This is a genomic window from Serratia sp. CY74737 (genome assembly GCF_052166775.1).
GTDB lineage: Bacteria > Pseudomonadota > Gammaproteobacteria > Enterobacterales > Enterobacteriaceae > Serratia > Serratia ureilytica.
In genome coordinates, this window is sequence record NZ_JBJNOF010000004.1 from 374,887 (window position 1) to 399,681 (window position 24,795).

General features: G+C 58.5%; 17 protein-coding genes, 6 tRNA genes and 1 pseudogene. 16 read left to right on the forward strand and 8 right to left on the reverse strand.

Features of this window, described 5'->3' with window-relative positions; genetic code table 11:
- Positions 1-102 precede the first annotated feature (102 nt).
- Both pgm and seqA read right to left on the reverse strand, forming a co-directional pair.
- A complete protein-coding gene (gene pgm / locus ACJ8PE_RS08080; RefSeq protein WP_033638690.1) occupies positions 103-1,746 on the reverse strand; it encodes a phosphoglucomutase (alpha-D-glucose-1,6-bisphosphate-dependent) in 1,644 nt (547 codons plus the stop codon).
- A 77-nt stretch (positions 1,747-1,823) separates the two neighbouring features.
- Entirely contained in the window at positions 1,824-2,366 is a 543-nt protein-coding gene (gene seqA / locus ACJ8PE_RS08085) for a replication initiation negative regulator SeqA (protein WP_033651164.1), read from the reverse strand.
- A gap of 224 nt (positions 2,367-2,590) precedes the next feature.
- On the opposite strand from seqA, the gene ybfF reads away from it, so the two are divergent.
- From ybfF to fur, 4 genes are all read left to right on the forward strand, one after another.
- Positions 2,591-3,364 carry an esterase gene (ybfF, locus tag ACJ8PE_RS08090; protein WP_080273370.1) on the forward strand — a complete coding sequence of 258 codons (774 nt, stop codon included), beginning with the start codon at positions 2,591-2,593 and terminating at the stop codon, positions 3,362-3,364.
- Positions 3,365-3,620: 256 nt separating this feature from the next.
- Positions 3,621-3,908 (forward strand): LexA regulated protein, encoded by a 288-nt coding sequence (gene ybfE, locus ACJ8PE_RS08095; RefSeq protein WP_004939936.1) that lies wholly within the window; start codon positions 3,621-3,623, stop codon positions 3,906-3,908.
- A gap of 255 nt (positions 3,909-4,163) precedes the next feature.
- Positions 4,164-4,703, forward strand: coding sequence for a flavodoxin FldA (gene fldA / locus ACJ8PE_RS08100; RefSeq protein ID WP_004939938.1), 540 nt, complete (start codon positions 4,164-4,166; stop codon positions 4,701-4,703).
- 329 nt (positions 4,704-5,032) lie between these two features.
- Positions 5,033-5,479, forward strand: a complete 447-nt coding sequence (gene fur, locus ACJ8PE_RS08105; RefSeq protein ID WP_019454058.1) for a ferric iron uptake transcriptional regulator — start codon at positions 5,033-5,035, stop codon at positions 5,477-5,479.
- Positions 5,480-5,729: 250 nt separating this feature from the next.
- Here the strand turns inward: fur and ACJ8PE_RS08110 are convergent, their stop codons facing one another.
- The 5 genes from ACJ8PE_RS08110 to nagE all read right to left on the reverse strand — a co-directional run bounded on the left by ACJ8PE_RS08110 (position 5,730) and on the right by nagE (position 14,695).
- Positions 5,730-8,387 (reverse strand): beta-N-acetylhexosaminidase, encoded by a 2,658-nt coding sequence (locus ACJ8PE_RS08110; protein WP_197793723.1) that lies wholly within the window; start codon positions 8,385-8,387, stop codon positions 5,730-5,732.
- A gap of 13 nt (positions 8,388-8,400) precedes the next feature.
- Positions 8,401-8,727 carry a ChiQ/YbfN family lipoprotein gene (gene chiQ, locus ACJ8PE_RS08115; protein ID WP_197793724.1) on the reverse strand — a complete coding sequence of 109 codons (327 nt, stop codon included), beginning with the start codon at positions 8,725-8,727 and terminating at the stop codon, positions 8,401-8,403.
- A 45-nt stretch (positions 8,728-8,772) separates the two neighbouring features.
- Entirely contained in the window at positions 8,773-10,176 is a 1,404-nt protein-coding gene (gene chiP / locus ACJ8PE_RS08120) for a chitoporin ChiP (RefSeq protein ID WP_197793725.1), read from the reverse strand.
- 577 nt (positions 10,177-10,753) lie between these two features.
- Positions 10,754-12,418 carry a glutamine--tRNA ligase gene (glnS, locus tag ACJ8PE_RS08125; protein WP_033642175.1) on the reverse strand — a complete coding sequence of 555 codons (1,665 nt, stop codon included), beginning with the start codon at positions 12,416-12,418 and terminating at the stop codon, positions 10,754-10,756.
- A 240-nt stretch (positions 12,419-12,658) separates the two neighbouring features.
- Positions 12,659-14,695 carry an N-acetylglucosamine-specific PTS transporter subunit IIBC gene (nagE, locus tag ACJ8PE_RS08130; protein ID WP_197793726.1) on the reverse strand — a complete coding sequence of 679 codons (2,037 nt, stop codon included), beginning with the start codon at positions 14,693-14,695 and terminating at the stop codon, positions 12,659-12,661.
- 334 nt (positions 14,696-15,029) lie between these two features.
- On the opposite strand from nagE, the gene nagB reads away from it, so the two are divergent.
- From nagB to ACJ8PE_RS08190, 12 genes and pseudogenes are all read left to right on the forward strand, one after another.
- A complete protein-coding gene (nagB, locus tag ACJ8PE_RS08135) occupies positions 15,030-15,830 on the forward strand; it encodes a glucosamine-6-phosphate deaminase (protein ID WP_004939952.1) in 801 nt (266 codons plus the stop codon).
- Between the two features lie 18 nt (positions 15,831-15,848).
- On the forward strand, positions 15,849-16,988 hold the full coding sequence (gene nagA / locus ACJ8PE_RS08140; RefSeq protein WP_033642173.1) for an N-acetylglucosamine-6-phosphate deacetylase: 1,140 nt from the start codon (positions 15,849-15,851) through the stop codon (positions 16,986-16,988).
- A 27-nt stretch (positions 16,989-17,015) separates the two neighbouring features.
- Positions 17,016-18,236, forward strand: a complete 1,221-nt coding sequence (nagC, locus tag ACJ8PE_RS08145; RefSeq protein ID WP_197793727.1) for a DNA-binding transcriptional regulator NagC — start codon at positions 17,016-17,018, stop codon at positions 18,234-18,236.
- A gap of 67 nt (positions 18,237-18,303) precedes the next feature.
- Positions 18,304-19,054: pseudogene (locus tag ACJ8PE_RS08150) on the forward strand (HAD-IIA family hydrolase).
- 190 nt (positions 19,055-19,244) lie between these two features.
- Positions 19,245-20,687, forward strand: a complete 1,443-nt coding sequence (locus ACJ8PE_RS08155; protein WP_033642172.1) for a carbohydrate-binding protein — start codon at positions 19,245-19,247, stop codon at positions 20,685-20,687.
- Positions 20,688-20,970: 283 nt separating this feature from the next.
- Complete coding sequence (gene asnB / locus ACJ8PE_RS08160) at positions 20,971-22,635, forward strand: asparagine synthase B (protein ID WP_033642171.1); 1,665 nt, start codon at positions 20,971-20,973, stop codon at positions 22,633-22,635.
- Between the two features lie 218 nt (positions 22,636-22,853).
- Positions 22,854-22,930: transfer RNA gene (locus tag ACJ8PE_RS08165), tRNA-Met, on the forward strand.
- A 16-nt stretch (positions 22,931-22,946) separates the two neighbouring features.
- Positions 22,947-23,031: transfer RNA gene (locus ACJ8PE_RS08170), tRNA-Leu, on the forward strand.
- Between the two features lie 30 nt (positions 23,032-23,061).
- Positions 23,062-23,136 (forward strand) — tRNA-Gln (locus ACJ8PE_RS08175).
- 44 nt (positions 23,137-23,180) lie between these two features.
- Positions 23,181-23,255, forward strand: a tRNA-Gln gene (locus ACJ8PE_RS08180).
- Between the two features lie 41 nt (positions 23,256-23,296).
- Positions 23,297-23,373 (forward strand) — tRNA-Met (locus ACJ8PE_RS08185).
- Between the two features lie 4 nt (positions 23,374-23,377).
- Positions 23,378-23,452, forward strand: a tRNA-Gln gene (locus ACJ8PE_RS08190).
- A gap of 87 nt (positions 23,453-23,539) precedes the next feature.
- Here ACJ8PE_RS08190 and ubiF read toward each other — a convergent pair.
- The gene (gene ubiF / locus ACJ8PE_RS08195) at positions 23,540-24,721 is read right to left on the reverse strand and encodes a 3-demethoxyubiquinol 3-hydroxylase (RefSeq protein WP_197793729.1); all 1,182 of its coding nucleotides are present in this window, start codon (positions 24,719-24,721) and stop codon (positions 23,540-23,542) included.
- Positions 24,722-24,795: the final 74 nt, after the last annotated feature.

Genomic DNA, 24,795 nt, shown 5'->3' on the forward strand with positions numbered 1-24,795 from the left:
TATCTAAATGCGCAAGCGCGTGCCGTGAAAAAGATATATCTAAATAGCGCCCATAAAAAAAGCGCTGTAAAAACAGCGCTTTTTATCAATCAAGAAAAGTGATTACTTGGCGGAAGCCAGCACTTCGCTGACGATCTCGACCGCTTCGTGCTCAATCTTCTCGCGGTGCTCCGCCCCGAGGAAGCTCTCGCAGTAGATCTTGTAAGCCTCTTCGGTGCCGGAAGGACGAGCCGCGAACCAACCGTTGTCGGTCATCACTTTCAGGCCGCCGATCGACGCGCCGTTGCCCGGCGCTGCGGTCAGACGTGCGGTGATCGGGTCCCCGCCCAGCGTACTGGCCTTGACCATCTCCGGCGACAGCTTGGACAGCGCCGCTTTCTGCGCATGGGTTGCCGGCGCCTGGATGCGGTTGTAGCTTGGCGCGCCGAAACGCTTGGCCAGATCGTCATAGTGATGCTGCGGGTTCTCACCGGTTACCGCGGTGATTTCAGCCGCCAGCAGGCACATGATGATGCCGTCTTTGTCGGTCGACCACGGCTGGCCGTTGAAGCGCAGGAACGAGGCCCCGGCGCTCTCTTCGCCGCCAAAGCCCAGGCTGCCGTCGAACAGACCGTCCACGAACCACTTGAAGCCGACCGGCACTTCCACCAGCTTGCGGCCCAGATCGGCCACCACGCGATCGATCATCGCGCTGGACACCAGCGTTTTACCCACCGCAACATCGGCGCCCCACTGCGGGCGATGCTGGAACAGGTAGTTGATGGCTACCGCCAGATAGTGGTTCGGGTTCATCAGACCCTTCGGCGTGACGATGCCGTGGCGGTCGTAATCCGGATCGTTGGCGAACGCCAAATCGAATTTGTCGCGCAGCGCCAGCAGGCCGGCCATCGCCGACTCCGACGAGCAGTCCATGCGGATGATGCCGTCGTGATCCAGGTGCATAAAGCGGAACGTCTGATCGATGGAATCGTTCACCAGCGTCAGATCCAGCTTGTAGTGTTCCGCCACCCGCTGCCAATAGGCGATGCCGGAACCGCCGAGCGGATCCACGCCCAGCTTCAGGCCGGCGCGTTGGATGGCCGGCATGTCGACCACCTCCACCAGCCCTTCGACGTAAGGCTGCACCAGATCTTTGGCGTGCAGGTGGCCGCTGTTCCAGGCCTTGTCCAGCGACTGACGCTGCACGCCTTTCAGCTGCTGCGCCAGCAGTTCGTTGGCGCGCTTTTCGATCACCGACGTCAGGTTGGTGTCAGCCGGGCCGCCGTTCGGCGGATTGTATTTGATGCCGCCGTCTTCCGGCGGGTTGTGGGACGGCGTAATGACGATGCCGTCGGCCTGCGCGCCGCCGCGGCGGTTGTGGCACAAAATGGCGTGCGATACCGCCGGCGTTGGCGTGAAGCCGTTGTTTTCCTGCACGATCACATCGACGCCGTTGGCGGTCAACACTTCCAGCACGGAAATAAAGGCCGGCTCGGACAGCGCATGGGTGTCTTTGCCCACGTAGCACGGGCCGGTGGTGCCCTGCTGATGACGAACTTCGGCGATCGCCTGAGCGATGGCGAGGATGTGCGCTTCATTGAAGCTGTGGCGCTGCGCGCTGCCGCGGTGGCCGGAGGTGCCAAACTTCACCGCATGTGCGGCATTGCCGGCTTCCGGTTGCAGCACATAGTACTGCGACGTCAGCTGGGCTACGTTGATCAGATCGCTTTGACGGGCGGGCTGCCCGGCACGTGGATTATTCGCCATCGACATATCTCCCTCATCCCTGTCGGTGACCGGGCAAATACGTCGCGCACGGCCATCATGACGGGCTGTTCGCTAAATTAGACGGTACCGCAAACTTTCTCGATCAGTTCCGCCGGGAACTGCATCGCCTGCATGATGTGTTCGATCATGCTGCGTTTGCGGCCGGTATTGGTATTGGTGATCACCCAGTAAGGGGTGCCCGGCACATGCTTCGGCTTGGTATGCGTGCCGTTGGCCAGCAGGGTCTGCTGATCGCCGGCGAAATAGGTGCGGGTACGGCCGGTCAACGCCTCGGTGGCGGCGGCAAAACCGGCGGCATCGAGGGTGTACAGCGTGGACAGCACCAGCATGAAACGGTTGACCGCTTTGTTCTGCTCGGCGTATTCATCCGACAGCAGCAGTTCACGCACGGCGCGTACGCGATCGCGCGGGCGCTGAACCGGCGCCGCTTTTTCCGCTTCGACGGACGGCGACGCACTGGCGGCAGGCAACGCGCGCACCGGCTGACCGGCGGTGAATTTCAACATGCGGCGTAAAATATCGGACGCGCTTTCACCGATGTGTTGCGTGTGGCTGGCAATATAACGGTAAAGCTCTTCGTCGACTTCAATAGTTTTCATCTTTATCCAATACTGTTTTTTCTACTTAGAACCTGAAGCCAGATCCTGCATTCAAGCCATGGGATTATAAGGTTAAAAGCGCTGGGGCGAACACAACAATGTGCCTCCGGACGGCAAATGCAGACTAATACCTATAGCCGGCACTGCCAAGCCCGCGCCGCGAAAATTCCGCATGATTCATCGTGCGATTCAATCATGATACCCTAATCTGAATCTCTCTCAGTATGAACTTCGCCATGAAATTACATTACCAACTGCTGGCCGCCGAGTCAGACGCACTGCCGGTGCTGCTGATCCACGGGCTGTTCGGCAATCTGGACAACCTGGGCGTGCTGGCGCGCGATCTGCATCAGCGTCACAGCGTAATTAAGGTCGATCTGCGCAACCACGGCCTCTCCCCGCGCGCCGACGAGATGAACTACCCCGCGATGGCGCAGGATCTGCTGGAGCTGCTCGACGAACTGCGGCTTGAGAAAGCGATCGTCATCGGCCATTCGATGGGCGGCAAAGCGGCGATGGCGCTGACCGCCATCGCGCCCGAGCGCGTCGCCAAGCTGATCGTCATCGACGTCGCGCCGGTGAATTACCAGACCCGACGTCACGACGAGATTTTCGCCGCCCTGAAGGCCGTCAGCGCCGCCGGCATCACCCAGCGCCAGGCCGCCGCCCAGCTGATGCGCGATTACCTGCAGGAAGAAGGCGTGATCCAGTTCCTGCTGAAATCCTTCCATAACGGCGAATGGCGCTTCAATCTGCCGGTGCTGATTGAACGCTATGATGACATCACCGGCTGGCAGGACGTGCCGGCCTGGCCGCACCCGACCCTGTTCATTCGCGGCGGCCTGTCGCCGTACGTGCAGGACAGCTACCGTGCGGACATCGCCCGCCAGTTCCCGCAGGCCCGCGCGCACGTCGTTGCAGGCACCGGCCATTGGGTGCACGCCGAAAAACCGGAGGCGGTGCTGCGCGCCATCCACCGTTTCCTCGACGAAGCCTGAAAAATACGCTCACCTGGCGAAAAAACGCGCTAAAGATAACGGCTTAGCGCGTTTAGCCCGCAGTTAGGCATTGTCGCCGCTCCATCTGCTGGGGTAATATGGCGCGCTATAATTTTGCCGCCGCGCCAGCGCGTTCGCGAACGCCGGTTCGGCGGTAAATTTGGGTTAGGGTTTATTGGCCCGAAGTGTGTTAACCGATGCCTCCGGAAGCGTGCGAGCGCTTTTTGATGCAAACTCCCTTGCAGTACCGCTACCTATGGCAAAAGAACAAACGGATCGCACGACGCTGGATCTGTTCGCAGATGAACGCCGTCCGGGGCGCCCGAAAACCAACCCGCTTTCCCGCGATGAACAGCTTAGAATCAATAAGCGCAATCAGTTACGGCGCGATAAAGTGCGTGGATTGCGGCGCGTAGAGCTGAAAATCAACGCGGATGCGGTGGACGCCCTGAACAAACTGGCGGAACAGCGCAACATCAGCCGCAGCGAACTCATCGAGCAGATGCTGTTGGCGCAACTGGCGGAAGAACAGCCGGAACATTGATCTCTTCGGCCGCACGCGCGGCGCGGCGTTAAGGACAACGCCGGATCGACCACGCTTTTCTTCATCCTTCGGCATCGCATAAATGCGATAAAACCCCGGCGCCACTTTCTGGCATGATACGCATTTACCGGTAAGAGACTGCGCCTGTCGGCGCCCGCCACCGTGGCGAAAGGCTCTTGCCATGGCATCATTTTAATCGGCGGCAGTGCCGGCGCCGAGTAATGCAATTAATTGAATTTAAAGGTTATACGCGATATGGCTACTGTAGGCATTTTCTTTGGCAGCGACACTGGCAATACCGAAAACATTGCCAAAATGATCCAGAAAATTCTCCAGAAACAGTTTGGCGACGACGTCTCTGAAGTGCACGACATCGCCAAAAGCAGCAAAGAAGACCTGGAAGGGTTCGATATCCTGCTGCTGGGTATCCCGACCTGGTACTACGGTGAGGCGCAGTGTGACTGGGATGATTTCTTCCCGACGCTGGAAGAAGTCGATTTCAACGGCAAACTGGTGGCGCTGTTCGGCTGCGGCGACCAGGAAGACTACGCGGAATACTTCTGTGACGCGATGGGCACCATCCGCGACATCATCGAACCGCGCGGCGCGGCCATCGTGGGCCACTGGCCGACCAAAGGCTACCACTTCGAAGCCTCCAAAGGCCTGGCGGACGACAACCACTTCATCGGTCTGGCGATCGACGAAGACCGTCAGCCGGAGCTGACCAACGAGCGTGTCGACGCCTGGGTCAAACAGATCGTCGAAGAGCTGAGCCTGGCCGATATCGTCGGCTAAACGCCGGGACTGGCGAAAGGTTGAACAAAGGCCCTGTAAAGTGCATAGTGTGCCGACAGGGCCGTCATCGGCAACAGGGATTGCTGCGATAGAAGCTACAGATTTGTAACTTCCCACCCCGTCACGGTAGACTGAGATATCGGTTTATCCCATCCATCAAGGCGTTGCATGCAAAACATGCAATAGTGCAATTATATCTTTGTTAACAACCGGCGGTTTCCATTTAGTACAACCGGTTCTATAATGAGACGCATTAACTCTTTGTGCCGACCGATGCCACAGGCGAGTACGCCTCAACTTGATTAGCATAGTAACAGGACTGAATTCGCATGACCGACAACAACATCGCATTGAAGAAGGCCGGCTTAAAAGTCACGCTTCCGCGACTCAAAATCCTGGAAGTACTGCAAAATCCGGAATGCCATCACGTCAGTGCGGAAGATTTGTACAAAAAACTGATTGATATGGGCGAAGAGATCGGGCTGGCGACGGTTTATCGCGTACTGAACCAGTTTGACGATGCGGGCATTGTGACACGTCACAATTTCGAAGGCGGCAAGTCCGTGTTCGAGCTGACCCAACAGCATCACCACGATCACCTGATTTGCCTGGATTGCGGCAAAGTGATCGAATTCAGCGACGAATCCATCGAAGTGCGCCAGCGTGACATCGCCAAGCAGCACGGCATCAAGCTCACCAACCACAGTCTGTACCTGTACGGCCACTGTGAAACCGGTGACTGCCGCGAAGACGAAACGCTGCACGACAAGAAATAAGCCCTGACCGGCTATGAAAAACCGCCTCATCTTGAGGCGGTTTTTTTATGCCCGCCGTACAACGGGCAAAAAAATCCCCGGACAAGCCGGGGAAAAATCATGTCATGAAATATCACAATTGCAGCGGCACAGCGACTCCACGTACTACTCTCACCACAACGTCCGCCCTGCGCCGACACGCGCGGGCGAACGCATTCCCCCTTTGTTATGATGCGGCCCGCCGCCAAAACTGCGGGCCGCACCGCCCTTCTTAGACCTTCTCGGCGCGGCTGTAGCGTTTGCCGTCCGGGCTGACCGAGCGCACCTGTACTTCGCCGGAGACCGCAGGCTTGGCCCTGGCATCATAACGCTGCCATTGCTTACCGCCGTCGGTGGAGTACTCGATGCCCAACCCCGGCAGCGCGATATTCGCCTCCAGCTTGCCGCCCGCCACGCGAGCGCCCGGCACCGGCAGACGATAAGCCACGCCACCTTTGTCCAGCTTGGCCAGTTCACGCTGGCCCAGAATATTGGCGAAGCGCAGCCAATCTTTCTCCAGCGTCTTGGTATCGACAAAGTGGGTTTCCCCGCCTTTGTATTCGCGGCCGGCGCGATAGTCCTGCTCCCAACCGGCGCGATGCCAGGCGCGCTCCGCCACCGACAGCGCGCGTGGGAAGATCATGTATTCCATCTGCGGGTCGGTGCGCTGGGTTTCGCTCCACAGCTGAGCGGAAAGTCCATATGCCCCCGGCCACGGCTTGTCGCTCTTGGCGTTGAAGTGGTTGCCGTCTCGGTCAACCGAGGTTTCCGCGTTCTGCGGCATGTTGTCCGGCGCGAAGCTGAACACCTTGCGCTCGTCGCTGAAGCGGGTGCCCCAGTAGTAACCGCGCTCGTCCGGGTTCACCTCGTAAGGGAAGTCCATATAGACGTAGTCCGGGTTGGAGACCACCACTTCATACCCTTTGTTGGCCCAGTCGTTGACGCTGTCGAAACCGCCCCAGTACAGGGTGTCCCAGAAGTTGACCCCCACGCGCGAGGTGGCGAACGCCTTCGAACTCTCGGCGTCTTTCAGGCCGTCTTGCCAGGCCTGCATTCTGTCGATGCCGTGCGCCTTCACCAGCTTGCTGACCTCTTGGCCGAAGTAGCTCGGCAGGTGCTCCATGTCGGCCACTTTGCCCTCTTTGATCATCACCTGGCACACCTGAGACTTGGCCCACGGCTTGTCTTCATTGCTCTGGTCAATGATGCCTTTACCCGGTTCCGGTTTCGCCTTGTCGGTGTAGCCGGCACCCAGGCGGATGTTTTTCGCTTCGTCGCCGCCAAAGTGCCAGGTCTTAATCGGCTGGCCGGCTTCTTTATGCATCTGGGCAATCTCGCCAATCACCTTGTCGACAAAGCGCTGGGAGGAATCCAGGCACGGGTTCAGGTAACTCTGACGGTTAAAGAACTGCACCGAGGTGGTATTGGAGGTATCGGTCGGATCCACCAGGCGGAACTCGTTGGCCTCCTGCTCTTTGCCGGCGGCATGCAGTTTCTTGTAGCGCGCTTCCATCGAGACCACCGCCGCGCGGGCGTGCGCCGGCATGTCGATCTCCGGGATCACCTCAATCTGGCGCGCCTGGGCGTATTTGATGATGTCGATGTAGTCCTGACGAGTGAAGAAACCGCCGTAGACATCCGGCCCCTGGCCGTACTGCGGCAGCAGGCAGGTGGTTTCGCTCAGATCGTGGCAGCGCTGGCCGCCGACTTCCGTCAACTCAGGCAAGCCGGGAATTTCGATACGCCAACCTTCGTCATCGCTCAGGTGGAAGTGGAATTTGTTGAGCTTGTAAGCCGCCATCTGATCCAGCAGGCGCAGCACCGCATCCTTCTTATGGAAGTTGCGCGCCACGTCGAGGAAAATGCCGCGATACTGGAAGCGCGGCGCATCGCTGGCGTCGAGCGTGGCGATCTTGCCGCTGCCGTCGGTCGGCACTAACGACAGGATAGACTGCAACCCGTAGAACATCCCGGCCTGATCGAAGCCAATCACCCGCGCCTCTTTCTTGCCGATCTTCAGCTCATAAGCGCCCGGCACCGCCATCGCGCCTTTAAACTTGCCCGGCTGGATGTCGGTCTTGATCGGGTAACCGTTGGCCTGAACCGGCACGCCCAGCAGCGCGAAGCGCTGGTTGACGACATCCGCCGCCGGCTTGACCAACGCACTCAGATCCGGCGATACCCCTTTGCGCAGATCGGCGTCCTGCGCGTGCACTTTCACCTGCATCGGCGTCGGCACGATCTGGCCGCGCAGCGCGCCGACGGGCAGCGTCTGCAGATCGGCGTTGCTGACAAAACGCGAAGCCGGCGTCATCAGAATATTTTTGTCGTCCTTGGTGCGCTTCCACTGATCGCCGGTAAACGGCGCCACAAACTGATCCAGATTTTCGGTGTCGGTATTCGCCAGCATTTTCGGCTTGGCGTCGCCGGAAGTGGCATACCAGCGGGGCAGGAAGTCGTTTCTGAACAGCTGCCAGTATTCGGCGACCACCGGGATTTCCACCGCCTTACCGGCCGGGAAACCGCTGAATTTGGCGGTCGGCTCCAGCTTGTACAGATCGCCAGTGAGGTGAGCGATCTTGAACTGATCGTTGTCTACCCGCAGAGTCTGGCGCGGGCTGTGGAAATAAATGATCCAGTCTTTGCCGTCGATCGCCTGCCCGTCGTTGCTCAGGGTGAACAACACCCGGTTGCATGAGGCCCAGTCTGCGCCCAGCGCCGCGCAATCCACGCCGTTTTCCCCGGCGCGGTTATCCAGCATTTTCACGTTCAGCTTCAGTTGGCTCAGCTGATCCACCAGCTGTTGATCGGCCATGGCGCTCCCCATGCCGCCCAGGAATCCCATCGTTGCCGTCAAGGCGGCCAGTGCGCTCAGTTTGAATGCGTTCATCTTCTCGTCCTTCTTAATTATTGTTATCGCGAATTTCTTGCCACAGCTTGCCGCACTTGGCGTCGTAAGCCTGACCGTTACCGCTGTGAACCGCCATAATGCAGTTCTGATAATCCATCACCCGTACCGTTTCCTGCGCAGCGAACTGCTGGTGCTGTTTCTCTTGTTTCAGCACGTTCAGTACCGCCTTGCACGGCTGCAGACGCTCCGGCGAGCCTTCCGCGGTATTGATGCAGGCGCTGTAAGCCTGTTTCAACTTGGCGTCTTCCGGCGGCGCGGAGGGTTGCGCACAGGCGCTCAGCGCCGCAGCGGCCGCCAACATCAGCATGATTTTTTTCATCGTTGAATTCCCTTAACTGCCCCGGCGGCGAGGCCGGGGAACGCATCAGAAGATGGTGAATGGCGCGATGACCATGAACTTGACGTCTTTCTCGTCCTGGAAGATGTTGCCGTAACCGCCGCCCCAGCTCGGAATGTTGGTGTGGTTGTCATACTTGGTGTAATGCAGCTTGAGCAGCGTGCCCTTGGCTCGCCCTTCCTGGATGGTGTACATCGCGTCCAGACTCCAGGCGCTCTCTTTCAGGCGCTGGCTCTGATCGTAGATCGGGTTGGTGCTCGGCTTGGCGTCCCACGCGTAAACGTAAGAGCCGCCGACCGCCATGCCCGGCAGGTTCCAGTTGCTGAGGTCATACATCACGCCGGCATACACCGCTTTTTCGCCGTTGGCGTTAAAGTCGGAGCGGTTATCCCACCACACGTCCAGGCGACCGTTTGACGAGGCGTAGGTCGGGGTCATACGTTGCAGGAAGAAGCCCTGATTGCCTTCCGCCTTGACCATGGTGCCTTCCAGACGCCAGTTGAACTGGCCGGTGGTGTAACCGAAGGTCAACGCCTGCAGCCAGGCCAGGCCGTCATAGATGCTGTTCGGATCGTTCTTGTTGCTGATGCGGTCTTCCGCGCCATAGAACTGGTAACTGGTGGTCAGCGGGTTGCCCAGCAGATCGAATTTGTAAGACGCCTTGGTAAAGTACTGATTCACGTACCCCTGGGCCTGGCCGTAAGCGGCTTCCAGCACCAGGTCGTTTTTGAAATCGTACTTGGCGCCCAGCGAGTGCAGGTAGGAGACACGGGTTTTCTTATCGTTCTGGCGGAAGTCGTCCATCTCGATATGCCACGGCGCTTTGTATTTGTCGGCCCACATGTAGGAGAAGCTCAACGCGCCGGCATCGCCGTAGTCGAACTTGGCGCCGGCTTCAGCCCCCTGATAAGTGCCCGGCATAAAGCTCCAGTGCGGCGCCAGCAGGGTTTGGCCGCTCGGCTGAATATAGCCGGCGCGCGCCCAGACCGGGCCGTATTTGAATTTGGCGGCGGCTTTGTACAGGCTGATACCGCCTTTATCACCGGAGTAGTCTTCGTCGTAGGTACGGTTCTTCGAGGAGAACGCGATTTCGTTCGGGTGACCGCTGGCGCTGGATTCAGCCAGTTCGATGGCGGTAAAAGTGCCGACATCCAGACCGAACATGTCCCAGGCGTAGCCCGACGCGAAATCCAGGCTCAGGTTGGCGGTAGAGTGGGACAGGTTGGTGGTGTATTGATTGTAATCCTTGCTGTCCGGATTGAGATCTTTACGGTCACGCTCACGTTGCCAGTAATAAATGCCGCCGGTCAGCGTGGAATCCTCGATAAACCCTGCGGCTTTCGCCTCAGGCGCCATGGCAAACCCTGTTCCCAACAGCGCGCCCGCGACTGCGAGCGCCAGCGTTTTACGCTGAGCACCGTGCGTACCCATATTGAAATTCCTCTTTGACTTAACTTAAAAGTTGCAGCCGCCTGTGTTCACCACTGCCCTGCACGACTGCCAATAAAAAACCCGAACGGGTAAAAAATATTGCCGACGAGATGTTATTCCCACAGCACTAATTGCTACAGACAGACTATTTTTCGCGACGCGAATTATCAAATGAAAAATGCGGAAGATTTGTCAAAGTATGACAAGGAGCACATATCGGTGATAATTTGTTACGCTGGCATTCATGGAAGGTGTCGAATAAAAAATTCAATTAAATCAGAATAAATACGGATACCAGGTCAACCAGAGACGATTAATGGTTTCAGCCTGACTAAATCCGTCAGTCAGGAGATAAAATTTGAGAGCGCTCTCTAAATGAAATTAATTCGCATCACGAATATATAAGTAAAGATTAAGACTACTAAGCCCAATATAAGAAAACTTATTGATTAACGCACCGCAGTTAATTAAACGCAGCCCGGAAAAACGTGGCGGGAATAGATGATTTACTCAATAGCAGGCATAAAAAAGCGCGGCCTGAGCCGCGCTGATACATTAATTTTCGAGGCAATTAAGATTAGCCTTCGATTTTCGCCCAGGTGTCACGCAGACCGACGGTGCGGTTAAACACCAGGTGCTCAGCCGAAGAGTAATGGCTGTCGGCGCAGAAGTAGCCTTCACGCTCGAACTGATAGGCTTTCTCCGGCTGTGCGGCCGCCAGACTCGGCTCAACGAAACCGTGCTTGATCACCAGCGATTCCGGGTTAATGGTGGAGAGGAAGTCCTCCGCCGCGCCCGGGTTAGGCACGCTGAACAGGCGATCGTACAGGCGAATTTCCGCCGGCAGCGCGTGCGCCGCAGACACCCAGTGGATCACGCCCTTCACCTTGCGGCCGTCGGCAGGATCTTTGCTCAGCGTTTCCGCATCGTAGCTGCAGAAGATGGTGGTGATCTCGCCGGCTTCATCTTTCTCGACGCGCTCGGCCTTGATCACGTACGCGTTGCGCAGACGCACTTCTTTGCCCAGCACCAGACGCTTGTACTGCTTGTTGGCTTCTTCGCGGAAGTCGGCGCGATCGATATAGATCTCACGGCTGAACGGCACATCGCGGTTGCCCATTTCCGGCTTGTTCGGGTGGTTAGGCATGCTGACCATTTCCACCGCATCGCCCATGTTCTCGATGACGATTTTCACCGGATCCAGCACCGCCATGGCGCGCGGCGCGTTCTCGTTCAGATCGTCGCGGATGCAGGATTCCAGCGCCACCATTTCGACGTTGTTGTCTTGCTTGGTCACGCCGATGCGCAGGCAGAACTCGCGGATCGAGGCGGCAGTATAACCGCGGCGGCGCAGACCGGAGACGGTCGGCATGCGCGGATCATCCCAACCTTCGACGATCTTCTCGGCCACCAGCTGATGCAGCTTGCGCTTCGACATGATGGCGTATTCGAGGTTGAGACGCGAAAACTCGTACTGGCGCGGGTGGCAAGGAATGGTGATGTTATCCAGCACCCAATCATACAGACGGCGGTTATCCTGGAATTCCAGGGTGCACAGCGAATGGGTGATCCCTTCCAGCGCATCGGAAATGCAGTGGGTGAAATCGTACATCGGGTAGATGCACCATTTATTGCCGGTCTGGTGGTGTTCGGCGAACTTGATGCGGTACAGCACCGGATCGCGCATCACGATAAACGGCGAAGCCATATCGATCTTGGCGCGCAGGCAGGCGGCGCCTTCGGCGAATTCGCCGTTGCGCATCTTCTCGAACAGCGCCAGGTTCTCTTCCACGCTGCGACCGCGGTACGGGCTGTCTTTGCCCGGCGCAGTCAGGGTGCCGCGGTATTCACGGATCTGCTCCGGCGACAGTTCGTCGACGTAGGCCAGCCCTTTGCTGATAAGCTCCACCGCATACTGGTGCAGCTGATCGAAATAGTCTGAGGAGTAACGAACGTTGCCGCTCCACTCAAAGCCCAGCCACTCCACGTCGTGCTTGATAGACTCGACGAACTCGATGTCTTCTTTCACCGGGTTGGTGTCGTCGAAACGCAGGTTGCACTGGCCCTGATAGTCCTTGGCGATGCCGAAGTTCAGGCAGATGGACTTGGCGTGGCCGATATGCAGATAGCCGTTAGGCTCCGGCGGGAAACGGGTATGTACCGACGTGTGTTTCCCCGACGCCAGATCTTCATCGACGATCTGACGGATAAAATTGGTTGGGCGGGCTTCAGCCTCACTCATTTCACTGTTCCTCAATGCAAAGCGCTACACATAACCGCCTATGATCCAACAAGCCACGTCTGGAAACAACCGTTTGTTTCATGAAAAATGCGGCGCGTTGCACCATCGGCGCGCAGCGCACCGCCGTGGGGCGAAACGGGATAAAAAAAGCGGGAAGAGATCGCTCTCTTCCCGCCAAGTCGGGGCAAACTCCGCCATGATGCGTGTTCGGCCCCAGGCACTACTCAGGTAAAAACAGCCTTATTTCTGGATCTCATACAGCTTGGTCTGACCGGCGACCACAGAGCCGCTGGCCAGCGCCGCCAGGCCGGCGTACTCGTCAGCATTGCTGACTACCACCGGGCTTATCATCGAACGCGCATTGGCATTCAGGTAATCCAGATCCAGCTCCAGAATCGGTTGACCGGCTTTCACTTCCGCGCCCTCTTCCACCAGGCGTTTGAAGCCCTGGCCTTCCAGCGCGACGGTGTCGATCCCCATGTGCACCACGATCTCGGCGCCCTTGTCGGTTTCCAGGCAGAATGCGTGGTTGGTATTGAAGATTTTCACCACGGTGCCGTCAGCCGGCGCCACCACGATCTTGTCGGTCGGGCGAATCGCCAGGCCGTCGCCTACCGCCTTGCTGGCGAAAGCTTCGTCCGGCACCTGTTCGAGCGCCACCACTTCGCCGGTCACCGGCGCCACCAGCGTTTCAAACGCGGCTTTCGGCGCGTTCGGCACCGCCTGCGGTTTGGCTTCCGCGGCAGGCGCCGCCGCCGGGGCCGCCGCTGCCGCTACCGGGCCGGCCGCAATCACGTTGCGCATTGCGCTGGCGATAAGTTCGGCGCGGGTGCCGACGATCACTTGCACGCTCTGCTTGTTCAGGCGGATAACGCCCGACGCGCCGAGGCGTTTCGCCAATGCGTCGTTCACCAGCGTGGAGTCTTTCACATTCAAACGCAGGCGGGTGATGCAGGCGTCGATGCCGGTCAGGTTGTCGGAACCGCCGATCGCACCGACGTAACGACGAGCCAGGGTGGTGGTTTCGTTCTCGTCTTTACCGGCGTTGCTGTCGACGTTGACGTCGTAGCCGTCGGTTTCGTCACCAGCAACCGCCAGCTCGCGGCCCGGAGTCATCAGGTTGAATTTTTTGATGGTGAAGCGGAACACCACGTAGTAGATGACGAAGAACACCAGGCCTTGCGGGATCAGCATGTACCAGTGGGTCGCCAGCGGGTTGCGAGACGACAGCACCATATCCACCAAGCCGGCGCTGAAGCCGAAACCGGCGATCCAATGCATGCTGGCGGCGATGAACACCGAGATACCGGTCAGCACGGCGTGGATCACGTACAGCACCGGCGCCACGAACATGAAGGAGAATTCCAGCGGTTCGGTAATACCGGTAAAGAAGGCGGCGAAAGCGGCCGCCAGCATGATGCCCGCCACTTTGGCTTTGTTCTCAGGACGCGCGCAATGGTAAATGGCCAGCGCCGCCCCCGGCAGACCGAACATCATGATCGGGAAGAAGCCCGCCTGATAACGGCCGGTGATGCCGACAACCGCTTTACCGGCTTCGATCGACTGCTGGCCGCCAAGGAAGTTAGGAATATCGTTGATGCCGGCCACGTCGAACCAGAACACCGAGTTCAGCGCGTGGTGCAGGCCGACCGGGATCAGCAGGCGGTTGAAGAAGGCGTAGATGCCCGCGCCGACCGAGCCCATTTTCTGAATGTGTTCACCGAAGTTCACCAGACCGTTGAAGATCACCGGCCAAATGTACATCAGGATGAAAGCCACCAGGATCATCAGGAAGGAAATGAGGATCGGCACCAAACGGCGGCCGCTGAAGAACGACAGCGCCTTGGGCAGCTCGACGCCGCTGAAGCGGTTGTACACTTCGGCGGAGATGATGCCCACCAGAATACCGACGAACTGGTTCTGGATCTTGCCGAACGCGGCGGGCACCTGATCGAGCGGGATCTTCTGAATCATCGACACGGCGGCCGGCGAACAGAGAGTGGTCAGCACCAGGAAGCCGACGAAGCCGGTCAACGCGGCGGCGCCGTCCTTGTCTTTGGACATGCCGTAGGCCACGCCGATAGCGAACAGCACCGACATGTTGTCGATGATAGCGGAGCCGGATTTAATGAAGAAAGCGGCGAGCGCGTTGTCGCCGCCCCAACCAACAGGGTCAATCCAGTACCCGACGCCCATCAAGATGGCGGCGGCGGGCAGCGTGGCGACCGGCACCATCAGCGCCCGTCCCACCTTTTGCAAATAACTAAGAATGTTCACCTTTTCCCCCTATGTTGTCCGCGGACGGACCCTATTAGTAGTTTATTTGAAGCTCTCACTACCTTTTTAGAAACAGCGCTTGGCACGTATCACTCATGCCGAGTGTAAAAAATTTATTTTGTATCGCAAATTAAAACCTCCCTTTTTGTGATAAATATCACCAAAAAGTAGTCTTTACCTCCCAGATTGCTGGCCATCACACAAAACTTATTTTATCATTCAAAAAATCAACCGAACGGACGATTCACGCGAGAATCATAAAGCTGGGTTACGCTTACGACTCCCGCAGGCCCGTACAGTATAGCTTTAGTTTACTTATCCCAAGAGGTGTTAGATGAGACTTATCCCACTGAAAGATACCGCTCAAGTCGGCAAATGGGCCGCGCGTCATATCGTTCAACGCATCAACGCATTCAAGCCAACCGCAGAGCGCCCGTTTGTTCTCGGCCTGCCCACCGGCGGCACGCCGCTGGAAGCCTACAAACATCTGATTGCGATGCACAAAGCAGGTGAAGTAAGCTTTAAGCATGTTGTGACTTTCAACATGGACGAGTACGTTGGCCTGCCGCAGGAACACCCGGAAAGCTATCACACCTTCATGTACCGCAACTTCTTTGATCACGTTGATATCCCTCGCGAAAATATCAACCTGCTGAACGGCAACGCCGCGGATGTCGACGCCGAGTGCCGCCAGTACGAAGAGAAGATCAAGTCTTACGGCAAAATTAACCTGTTCATGGGCGGCGTGGGCATCGACGGCCATATCGCGTTCAACGAGCCGGCTTCGTCCCTGGCTTCGCGCACCCGCATCAAAACGCTGACCGAAGACACCCGCATCGCCAACTCGCGCTTCTTCGGCGGCGATGTCAGCCTGGTGCCGAAATATGCGCTGACCGTCGGCGTGGGCACGCTGCTGGACGCGGAAGAAGTGATGATCCTGGTCACCGGCCACGCCAAGGCGCAGGCACTGGAAGCCGCAGTGGAAGGCAATATCAACCACATGTGGACCATCAGCTGTCTGCAGCTGCACGCCAAAGCGGTAGTGGTGTGCGACGAACCGGCCACCATGGAGCTGAAAGTCAAAACCGTCAAATATTTCCGCGAGTTAGAAGCGGAAAGCGTTAAAAGTCTTTAATCTTTGCAGGGGGCTACGATGTTCGCTTTAACCCACGGCCGAATCTATACCGGCCACGACGTACTTGATGACCATGCAGTCATTATCGCTGATGGGCTGATCGAGAAAGTCTGCCCGGCGGCTGAATTGCCCGCCGGCATCGAAACGCGCGACCTGGGTGGCGCCATCCTGGCCCCCGGGCTTATCGACGTGCAGCTGAACGGCTGCGGCGGCGTACAGTTCAACGATTCGCTGGAAGCAATCTCGGAAGAAACGCTGGAGATCATGCAGCGCGCCAACGAGAAATCCGGCTGCACCAGCTATCTGCCGACGCTGATCACCAGTAGCGACGAATTCATGAAGCACAGCGTCGACGTGATGCGCGCTTATCTGAAAAAGCACCAAAACCAGGCGTTGGGCCTGCACCTGGAAGGGCCATACCTCAGCCCGGTGAAAAAAGGCACCCACAATCCGGCGTTCATTCGCAAGCCTACCCAGGAAATGATCGATTACCTGTGCGCCAACGCCGACGTGATCACCAAGGTGACGCTGGCGCCGGAAATGGTTGAACCGCACTTTATCAAGCAGCTGACCGAGGCCGGCATCGTGGTCTCCGCCGGCCACTCGAACGCCACCTACGATCAGGCTCGCACCGGTTTCGCCGCCGGCATCAGCTTCGCCACCCACCTGTACAACGCCATGCCTTATATCACCGGCCGCGAACCGGGGCTGATGGGGGCGATCTTCGATACGCCGGAGGTCTATACCGGCATCATCGCCGACGGCCATCACGTGGCCTGGGCGAGTATCCGTAACGCCAAACGCCTGAAAGGTGATAAATTGGTCTTGGTCACCGATGCCACCGCGCCGGCGGGTGCAGATATTGACCAATTTATTTTCGCCGGTAAAACAATATACTATCGGGATGGGCTGTGCGTGGATGAGAACGGCACCCTGAGCGGTTCCGCGCTGACCATGATCGAAGCGGTGCGAAACAGCGTCGAGCATATCGGCATCGCGCTGGACGAAGCGCTGCGCATGGCGACGCTGTATCCGGCGCGCGCCATCGGCGTCGATCACCGTCTGGGCACCCTCGAAGCCGGCAAGGTGGCTAACCTGACCGCCTTCACCCGTGATTTCAAGATCACCAAAACGCTCGTTAACGGTAACGAGGTTTAATTCAATGAACAGCGAGTAAAATTATTGATGAGCACTGGCGGACAAGCACAAATAGGGAACGTTGACTTAGTCAAACAACTTAACGGCGCGGCAGTTTACCGCCTGATCGACCAGCAGGGCCCGATCTCGCGCATTCAGATTGCCGAACTCAGCCAGCTCGCCCCCGCCAGCGTCACCAAAATTACTCGCCAGCTGCTGGAGCGCGGGCTGATCAAAGAAGTCGATCAGCAAGCCTCCACCGGCGGCCGCCGCGCGATCTCCATCGTGTCGGAAACCCGTCATTTCCATACCGTCGCGGTGCGTCTCGGCCGCCACGACGCCACCATCACCCTGTATGACATGAGCGGCAAGTCGCTCAGCGAAGAACACTATCCGCTGCCGGAACGCACTCAAGAAACGCTGGAGAATGCGCTGTTCGCCGCCATCGCCCAATTCATCGACGCTAACCAGCGCCGCCTGCGCGAGCTGATCGCCATCGCGGTGATCCTGCCCGGCCTGGTGGATCCGGCGCTGGGCGTGGTGCGCTACATGCCGCACATCAGCGTCAGCAATTGGGCGCTGGTGGACAACCTACAGCGGCGCTTTAACGTCACCAGCTTCGTCGGCCACGACATCCGCAGCCTGGCGCTGGCGGAGCACTACTTCGGCGCCACCCGCGACTGCGAAGACTCGATTCTGGTGCGCCTGCACCGCGGCACCGGCGCCGGCATCATCGTCAACGGGCAGATTTTTCTCGGCAACAACGGCAACGTCGGCGAGATCGGCCATATCCAGATCGATCCGCTGGGGGAACGCTGCCACTGCGGCAACTTCGGCTGCCTGGAAACCGTGGCCGCCAACGCCGCGATCGAACAGCGCGTGCGCCAGCTGCTGAGCCAGGGCTATCCGAGCAAACTGACTCTGGAAGACTGCGGCATCAACGCCATCTGCAAGGCCGCCAACCGCGGCGATCTGCTGGCCAGCGAAGTGATCGAACACGTAGGCCGCTATCTGGGCAAAGCGGTGGCCATCGCCATCAACCTGTTCAATCCGCAGAAGGTGGTGATCGCCGGTGAGATCACCGAAGCGGACAAGGTGCTGCTGCCGGCGATCCAGAGCTGCATCAATACCCAGGTGCTGAAGGACTTCCGCAAAAATCTGCCGGTGGTGACCTCCGAACTCAATCATCGCTCGGCGATCGGCGCTTTCGCCCTGGCCAAACGCGCGATGCTCAACGGCGTGCTCTTGCAGCGATTGCTGGAAAGCTGATCCGCCGCTTCTGGCAGGCGTGTTATCGTCACCCTTCGCCTGCCGTAATCATGAGAAACAGCGACAAATGAAAATCAAAAACGTTATATGCGATATCGACGGCGTGCTGCTGCATGACAATACGCCGGTGCCCGGCGCCGATCTGTTCCTGGCGCGCATCCAGGAACAGGGCATGCCGCTGGTGGTGCTGACTAACTACCCGTCACAGACCGCGCAGGATCTGGCGAACCGCTTCGCCGCCGCCGGGCTGGAAGTGCCGGAGAGCGCGTTCTACACCTCGGCGATGGCCACCGCCGATTTCCTGCGCCGCCAGGAAGGCAAAAAAGCCTATGTGGTCGGCGAAGGCGCCCTGATCCATGAGCTGTACAAAGCCGGTTTCACCATCACCGACATCAACCCCGACTTCGTGATCGTCGGTGAAACCCGCTCTTACAACTGGGACATGATGCATAAAGCCGCCTACTTCGTCAGTAACGGCGCGCTTTATCGCCACCAACCCGGATAGTCACGGCCACGGCTTCTCGCCGGCCTGCGGCGCGCTGTGCGCCCCCATTGAGAAGATCACCAGCCGCAAGCCGTTTTACGTCGGCAAGCCCAGCCCGTGGATCATTCGCGCCGCACTGAACAAAATGCAGGCGCACTCGGAAGAGACGGTGATCGTCGGCGATAACCTGCGCACCGACATTCTGGCGGGCTTCCAGGCCGGCCTGGAAACCGTGCTGGTGCTGTCCGGCGTCTCCACGCTGAGCGACATCGAAACCATGCCGTTCCGCCCGAGCTACGTCTACCCTTCCGTCGCCGATATCACCATCTTCTGATGCGGCCATGGCGGCCGCCCGGCCGCCATTATTTCCTTCTCCCTCAGCGTCAGTTTGAATTTAATTCGTTCATGGCCGTAAAAGGTTTCAGCCTGCCTGCGTTAAAAATCCTCATTATAACGTTACGCCCCGCCAATAGCTGATATTGCCGGCGAGCGAAAAACCCTTACCCCTAATTAATGAGGCTACCATGAGCACAAATAACACGATTAATGCCGTCGCCGCCGATGACGCGGCCATTATGCCGTCTATCGCCAATAAAAAGATCCTGATGGGTTTCTGGCACAACTGGGCCGCCGGCGCCAGTGACGGCTATCAGCAAGGCCAGTTCACCAATATGAACCTGACCGACATTCCCGCCGAGTACAACGTGGTGGCCGTCGCCTTTATGAAAGGCCAGGGCATCCCAACCTTCAAGCCTTACAACCTGTCCGACGCCGAGTTCCGCCGCCAGGTGGGCGTGCTGAACAGCCAGGGCCGCGCGGTGCTGATCTCCCTCGGCGGCGCAGACGCGCATATCGAGCTGAAAACCGGCGACGAAGACAAGCTGAAAGACGAGATTATTCGCCTGGTGGAAGTCTATGGCTTCGACGGACTGGATATCGATCTGGAACAGGCGGCGATCGGCGCCGCCAATAATAAAACCGTCTTGCCTGCGGCGCTGAAAAAAGTAAAAGACCATTACGCCGCCCAGGGGAAAAACTTTATTATCAGCATGGCGCCGGAATTCCCATACTTACGTGAAAATGGCACCTACCTGGATTATATCAGCGCCCTCGAAGGCTATTACGACTTTATCGCGCCGCAATATTATAACCAGGGTGGCGATGGCCTTTGGGTTGAAGAAATTAAAACCTGGCTGACCCAAAACGACGATACCAAGAAGGAAGACTTCCTCTACTACCTGACGGAAAGCCTGGTTACCGGCACCCGCGGCTATGCGAAGATCCCGGCGGCGAAATTCGTCATCGGCCTGCCGAGCAACAACGACGCCGCCGCCACCGGCTACGTGATCGATAAACAGGCGGTGTATAACGCTTTCTCGCGTCTCGACGCCAAAAACCTGTCGATCAAGGGCCTGATGACCTGGTCAATCAACTGGGACAACGGCAAGAGCAAAGCCGGCGTCGCCTACAATTGGGAGTTCAAAACCCGCTATGCGCCGCTGATTCAGGGCGGCGTCACCCCGCCGCCGGGAAAGCCTAATGCGCCGACGGCGCTGACGGTCGCCGAGCTGGGCGCCACCTCGCTGAAACTGAGCTGGGCCGCCGCCACCGGCGCCTCACCGATCGCCAGCTACACCGTCTACCGCAACGGCAACCCGATCGGCCAAACCGCCGGTCTGTCGCTGGCCGACAGCGGTCTGACGCCGGCAACCCAGTACAGCTACTTCGTTACCGCGACCGACACCCTGGGCAATACCTCCCTGCCGAGCAGCGCGCTGGCGGTCAAAACCGCCAATGACGGTACGCCGCCCGATCCGGGCGCGCCCGAGTGGCAGAACAACCACAGCTACAAAGCCGGCGACGTCGTGAGTTATAAAGGCAAGAAATACACCTGTATTCAGGCGCACACCTCCAATGCCGGCTGGACGCCGGATGCCGCGTTCACCCTCTGGCAGCTCATCGCCTAATCGCTAATCGATTGCCGGTCAAACTGGCCGGCAATCCCGCCATCACGCTAAAAATTGCATAATCGACAATTTTTTACGCCGATAACTGAAAATCCGTTAAAAACCTCAGCCACGCAAACAACTATTTCTCAGCGCATGGCTAAAACGCTTGCATCCTCTGCAGCTTTTGGCGCATTTTCATAACCACAGCGCAGCAAAACCGCGTTATCGCTGATAAATCGGCAATGCTGCCCATAACAGTAAAAACAACATCACAGTCATAAAAGCCCGTTAGGAGAGTTGTATGTGTTCTATTTTCGGTGTGCTCGATCTGAAGTCCGATCCCGTTGAACTGCGTAAGAAAGCGCTGGAGCTGTCACGTCTGATGCGCCACCGCGGCCCGGATTGGTCCGGCGTTTACGCCAGCGACAAAGCCATTCTGGCTCACGAACGCCTGTCGATCGTCGACGTCAACAACGGCGCTCAACCGCTGTACAACGCTGCGCACACCCACGTTCTGGCGGTCAACGGCGAAATTTACAACCATCAGGCGCTGCGCCAACAGCTGAGCGACCGCTATGCCTTCCAGACCGGCTCCGACTGTGAAGTGATCCTGGCACTGTATCAGGAGAAAGGACCGGAGTTCCTCGACGATCTGCAAGGCATGTTCGCCTTTGCCCTGTATGACACCGAAAAAGACGCCTACCTGATCGGCCGCGATCACCTGGGCATCATCCCGCTGTATATGGGCCATGACGAACACGGCAACCTGTACGTTGCCTCGGAAATGAAAGCGCTGGTGCCGGTGTGCCGCACCATCAAGGAATTCCCGGCCGGCAGCTACCTGTGGAGCCAGGACGGCCAGATCCGCGAATACTATCGCCGCGACTGGTTCGATTACGACAGCGTCAAGGACAACGTGACCGACGCCGCCGCCCTGCGCACCGCGCTGGAAGAGTCGGTGAAAAGCCACCTGATGTCCGACGTGCCTTACGGCGTGCTGCTGTCGGGCGGGCTGGATTCCTCGGTCATTTCGGCGATCACCAAGAAGTACGCCGCGCGCCGCGTGGAAGATCAGGAACGCAGCGAAGCCTGGTGGCCGCAGCTGCACTCCTTCGCCGTCGGGCTGGAAGGCTCGCCGGATCTGCGCGCCGCGCAGGAGGTGGCCAACCATCTGGGCACCGTGCACCATGAGATCCACTTCACCGTGCAGGAAGGGCTGGACGCCATCCGCGACGTGATTTACCACATCGAAACCTATGACGTCACCACCATCCGCGCGTCGACGCCGATGTACCTGATGTCGCGCAAGATCAAGGCGATGGGCATCAAGATGGTGCTTTCCGGCGAAGGCGCGGACGAAGTGTTCGGCGGCTACCTGTACTTCCATAAGGCGCCGGACGCCCGCGAATTCCACGAAGAGACCGTACGCAAACTGCTGGCGCTGCACATGTTCGACTGCGCGCGCGCCAACAAGGCGATGTCCGCCTGGGGCGTCGAAGCCCGCGTGCCGTTCCTGGACAAGAAATTCCTCGACGTGGCAATGCGTATCAACCCGAAAGATAAAATGTGCGGCAACGGCAAAATGGAAAAACACATCGTTCGCGAATGTTTCGAGTCCTATTTGCCCGCCAGCGTGGCCTGGCGCCAGAAAGAGCAGTTCTCCGACGGCGTCGGCTACAGCTGGATCGACACGCTAAAAGAGGTGGCTGCGCAGCAAATTAGCGATCAACAGCTCGAAACCGCGCGTTTCCGCTTCCCGTACAACACGCCGACGTCGAAAGAAGGCTACCTGTACCGCGAAATCTTCGAGGAGCTGTTCCCGCTGCCGAGCGCCGCCGAATGCGTGCCGGGCGGCCCATCCGTCGCCTGCTCGTCCGCCAAGGCCATCGAGTGGGATGAATCGTTCAAGAAGATGGACGATCCTTCCGGCCGCGCCGTCGGCGTGCACCAGGCCGCCTATAAATAATCGCGCGGCATTTTCCCCGGGGCGGGCCTTTTGGCCCGCCTTTTTGTTGCCTTTTCCGCCCGCCAACTGCCTGAATTGCCGATTTTATCGCCATAATGTTCACAACCCAGACAAACAGCGCTTCCGGGCGCTTTTTCGGGAAAAAACTTGTTGACGCAAATCGGTCATATACGCATAATGCGCCCCGCAACGCCGATGAAGGCAAAGCAAAAAAAGAGGGCTACGTAGCTCAGCTGGTTAGAGCACATCACTCATAATGATGGGGTCACAGGTTCGAATCCCGTCGTAGCCACCATCTCTTTTTTGTATTTGCGGGAGTGGCGAAATTGGTAGACGCACCAGATTTAGGTTCTGGCGCCGCAAGGTGTGCGAGTTCAAGTCTCGCCTCCCGCACCATTTCTCTTCATCGTCGGCGCAGTATGTTGATGGGGTATCGCCAAGCGGTAAGGCACCGGTTTTTGATACCGGCATTCCCTGGTTCGAATCCAGGTACCCCAGCCATATTCTTTCGGGCATGAGGTTTCAACATAAGATTTGTTTGCAGGTGGGGTATCGCCAAGCGGTAAGGCACCGGTTTTTGATACCGGCATTCCCTGGTTCGAATCCAGGTACCCCAGCCATAACAAACTGCTTGCAAATCAAAGAAGTAAAAAGTAACATCGGCTACGTAGCTCAGCTGGTTAGAGCACATCACTCATAATGATGGGGTCACAGGTTCAAATCCCGTCGTAGCCACCATAATTGGGGTGTCGCCAAGCGGTAAGGCTCTGGTTTCTGATACCAGCATACCCAGGTTCGAATCCTGGCACCCCAGCCATATTTAGAAAAGCCCGCTTCGGCGGGCTTTTTGCTGTCTGGCGTTCAGCCAATCCTAACGGGCCCAGCCGCAGCTGAGCCCTGACGGTTACAATCCCAACGCGTACTTCAACGCATGCTCTTTCAGCTTGCCCGCCCGCTGCGCGGCCATCAGCGCCAGATTGCGCGCGACGTTCAGCGGCGCCAGGTTATTGCTGAAAGCCGTATAGAACAGATCCATCCCGCTCTGCATCAGCAGATTGTCGGTACGGCGGCGGCGCTGATAACGCAGCAGTACCGCCTCGCTGCTCCAGTCCTCTCCCTGCTCCCGCGCATCGCTCAATACGTTCAGCAAGGCATCCACGTCGCGATACCCCAGATTGACGCCCTGCCCGGCCAGCGGATTGATGGTATGCGCCGCATCGCCCAGCAGCGCCAGCCCCGGCAGCACGTAGCGCTGCGCATGACGCCGCGTCAGCGGGAACGAACCGGCGGCGTGCACCTTGACCGGGCCCAGTCGCGCCGGGAAAGCGGCGGCGATCTCACGCTCCAGCTGCGCCGGCGGCATCGCCTGCAGCTGGCGAATGCGCTGCGGGCTGTCATACCACACCAGCGACGCCCAGCTGTCGTACAGCGGCAGGAAGGCGCGCGGCCCGGACGGGAAGAAACGCTGCCAGGTCACATCCTGCTGCGGCGCGCCGGTATCGACGGTGATCAACATGCACGCCTGACGATACTGCCAGCCGTTGGTGCCGATCGCCGCCAGCTTGCGCACCTGAGAGTTGGCGCCGTCGGCGCCGACAACCAGGCGCGCCTGCAGCGTTTCATCGCTGTCCAGCGTCAGTTGCCAGGCCTTGTCCGCCCGCTGCAGCGATTGCAGCCTGGCGGGGCACAGCAGCGTCAAATTGGCGCACTGTGCGAACTGCTGCCACAGCGCCAGCTGCAAAATGCGGTTTTCCACCATAAAGCCCAACTCCGGCAGCCCCAGAGATAGCGCATCGAACGCCACGCGCGACGACGCCCATTCCCAGGTCTCCAGCCGGCGATACGGCGCCGTGCGCATCGCCGTCACGGCGGGCCAGGCGCCGAGCTGTTTCAGCAGCCCCACCGAGGTGCAGCCGATAGCGGAAATGCGCAGGTCCGGCGGGCTTTGCGCCTCGAACGCCTGCGGCGCCTGATGTTCCAGCAACGCCACCGACCAGCCCGCCTGCGCCAGGCCCAGAGCCGCCGCCGCGCCGACCATGCCGCCGCCCACCACCACCGCGTCGTACCGATTTTGAGATGTCTTCATATTGGCTATGTTTTCTATGTGAATGCTCGCCATCCCACCCGACATGGCGTTTTGCGCAGTGTACCGGATTTTCG

Bases quoted from the DNA above. Each gene is read 5' to 3' on its own strand.
- pgm (WP_033638690.1), bottom strand. From the start codon at position 1,746: ATGGCGAATAATCCACGTGCCGGGCAGCCCGCCCGTCAAAGCGATCTG.
- seqA (WP_033651164.1), bottom strand. From the start codon at position 2,366: ATGAAAACTATTGAAGTCGACGAAGAGCTTTACCGTTATATTGCCAGC.
- ybfF (WP_080273370.1), top strand. From the start codon at position 2,591: ATGAACTTCGCCATGAAATTACATTACCAACTGCTGGCCGCCGAGTCA.
- ybfE (WP_004939936.1), top strand. From the start codon at position 3,621: ATGGCAAAAGAACAAACGGATCGCACGACGCTGGATCTGTTCGCAGAT.
- fldA (WP_004939938.1), top strand. From the start codon at position 4,164: ATGGCTACTGTAGGCATTTTCTTTGGCAGCGACACTGGCAATACCGAA.
- fur (WP_019454058.1), top strand. From the start codon at position 5,033: ATGACCGACAACAACATCGCATTGAAGAAGGCCGGCTTAAAAGTCACG.
- ACJ8PE_RS08110 (WP_197793723.1), bottom strand. From the start codon at position 8,387: ATGAACGCATTCAAACTGAGCGCACTGGCCGCCTTGACGGCAACGATG.
- chiQ (WP_197793724.1), bottom strand. From the start codon at position 8,727: ATGAAAAAAATCATGCTGATGTTGGCGGCCGCTGCGGCGCTGAGCGCC.
- chiP (WP_197793725.1), bottom strand. From the start codon at position 10,176: ATGGGTACGCACGGTGCTCAGCGTAAAACGCTGGCGCTCGCAGTCGCG.
- glnS (WP_033642175.1), bottom strand. From the start codon at position 12,418: ATGAGTGAGGCTGAAGCCCGCCCAACCAATTTTATCCGTCAGATCGTC.
- nagB (WP_004939952.1), top strand. From the start codon at position 15,030: ATGAGACTTATCCCACTGAAAGATACCGCTCAAGTCGGCAAATGGGCC.
- nagA (WP_033642173.1), top strand. From the start codon at position 15,849: ATGTTCGCTTTAACCCACGGCCGAATCTATACCGGCCACGACGTACTT.
- nagC (WP_197793727.1), top strand. From the start codon at position 17,016: ATGAGCACTGGCGGACAAGCACAAATAGGGAACGTTGACTTAGTCAAA.
- ACJ8PE_RS08155 (WP_033642172.1), top strand. From the start codon at position 19,245: ATGAGCACAAATAACACGATTAATGCCGTCGCCGCCGATGACGCGGCC.
- asnB (WP_033642171.1), top strand. From the start codon at position 20,971: ATGTGTTCTATTTTCGGTGTGCTCGATCTGAAGTCCGATCCCGTTGAA.
- ubiF (WP_197793729.1), bottom strand. From the start codon at position 24,721: ATGAAGACATCTCAAAATCGGTACGACGCGGTGGTGGTGGGCGGCGGC.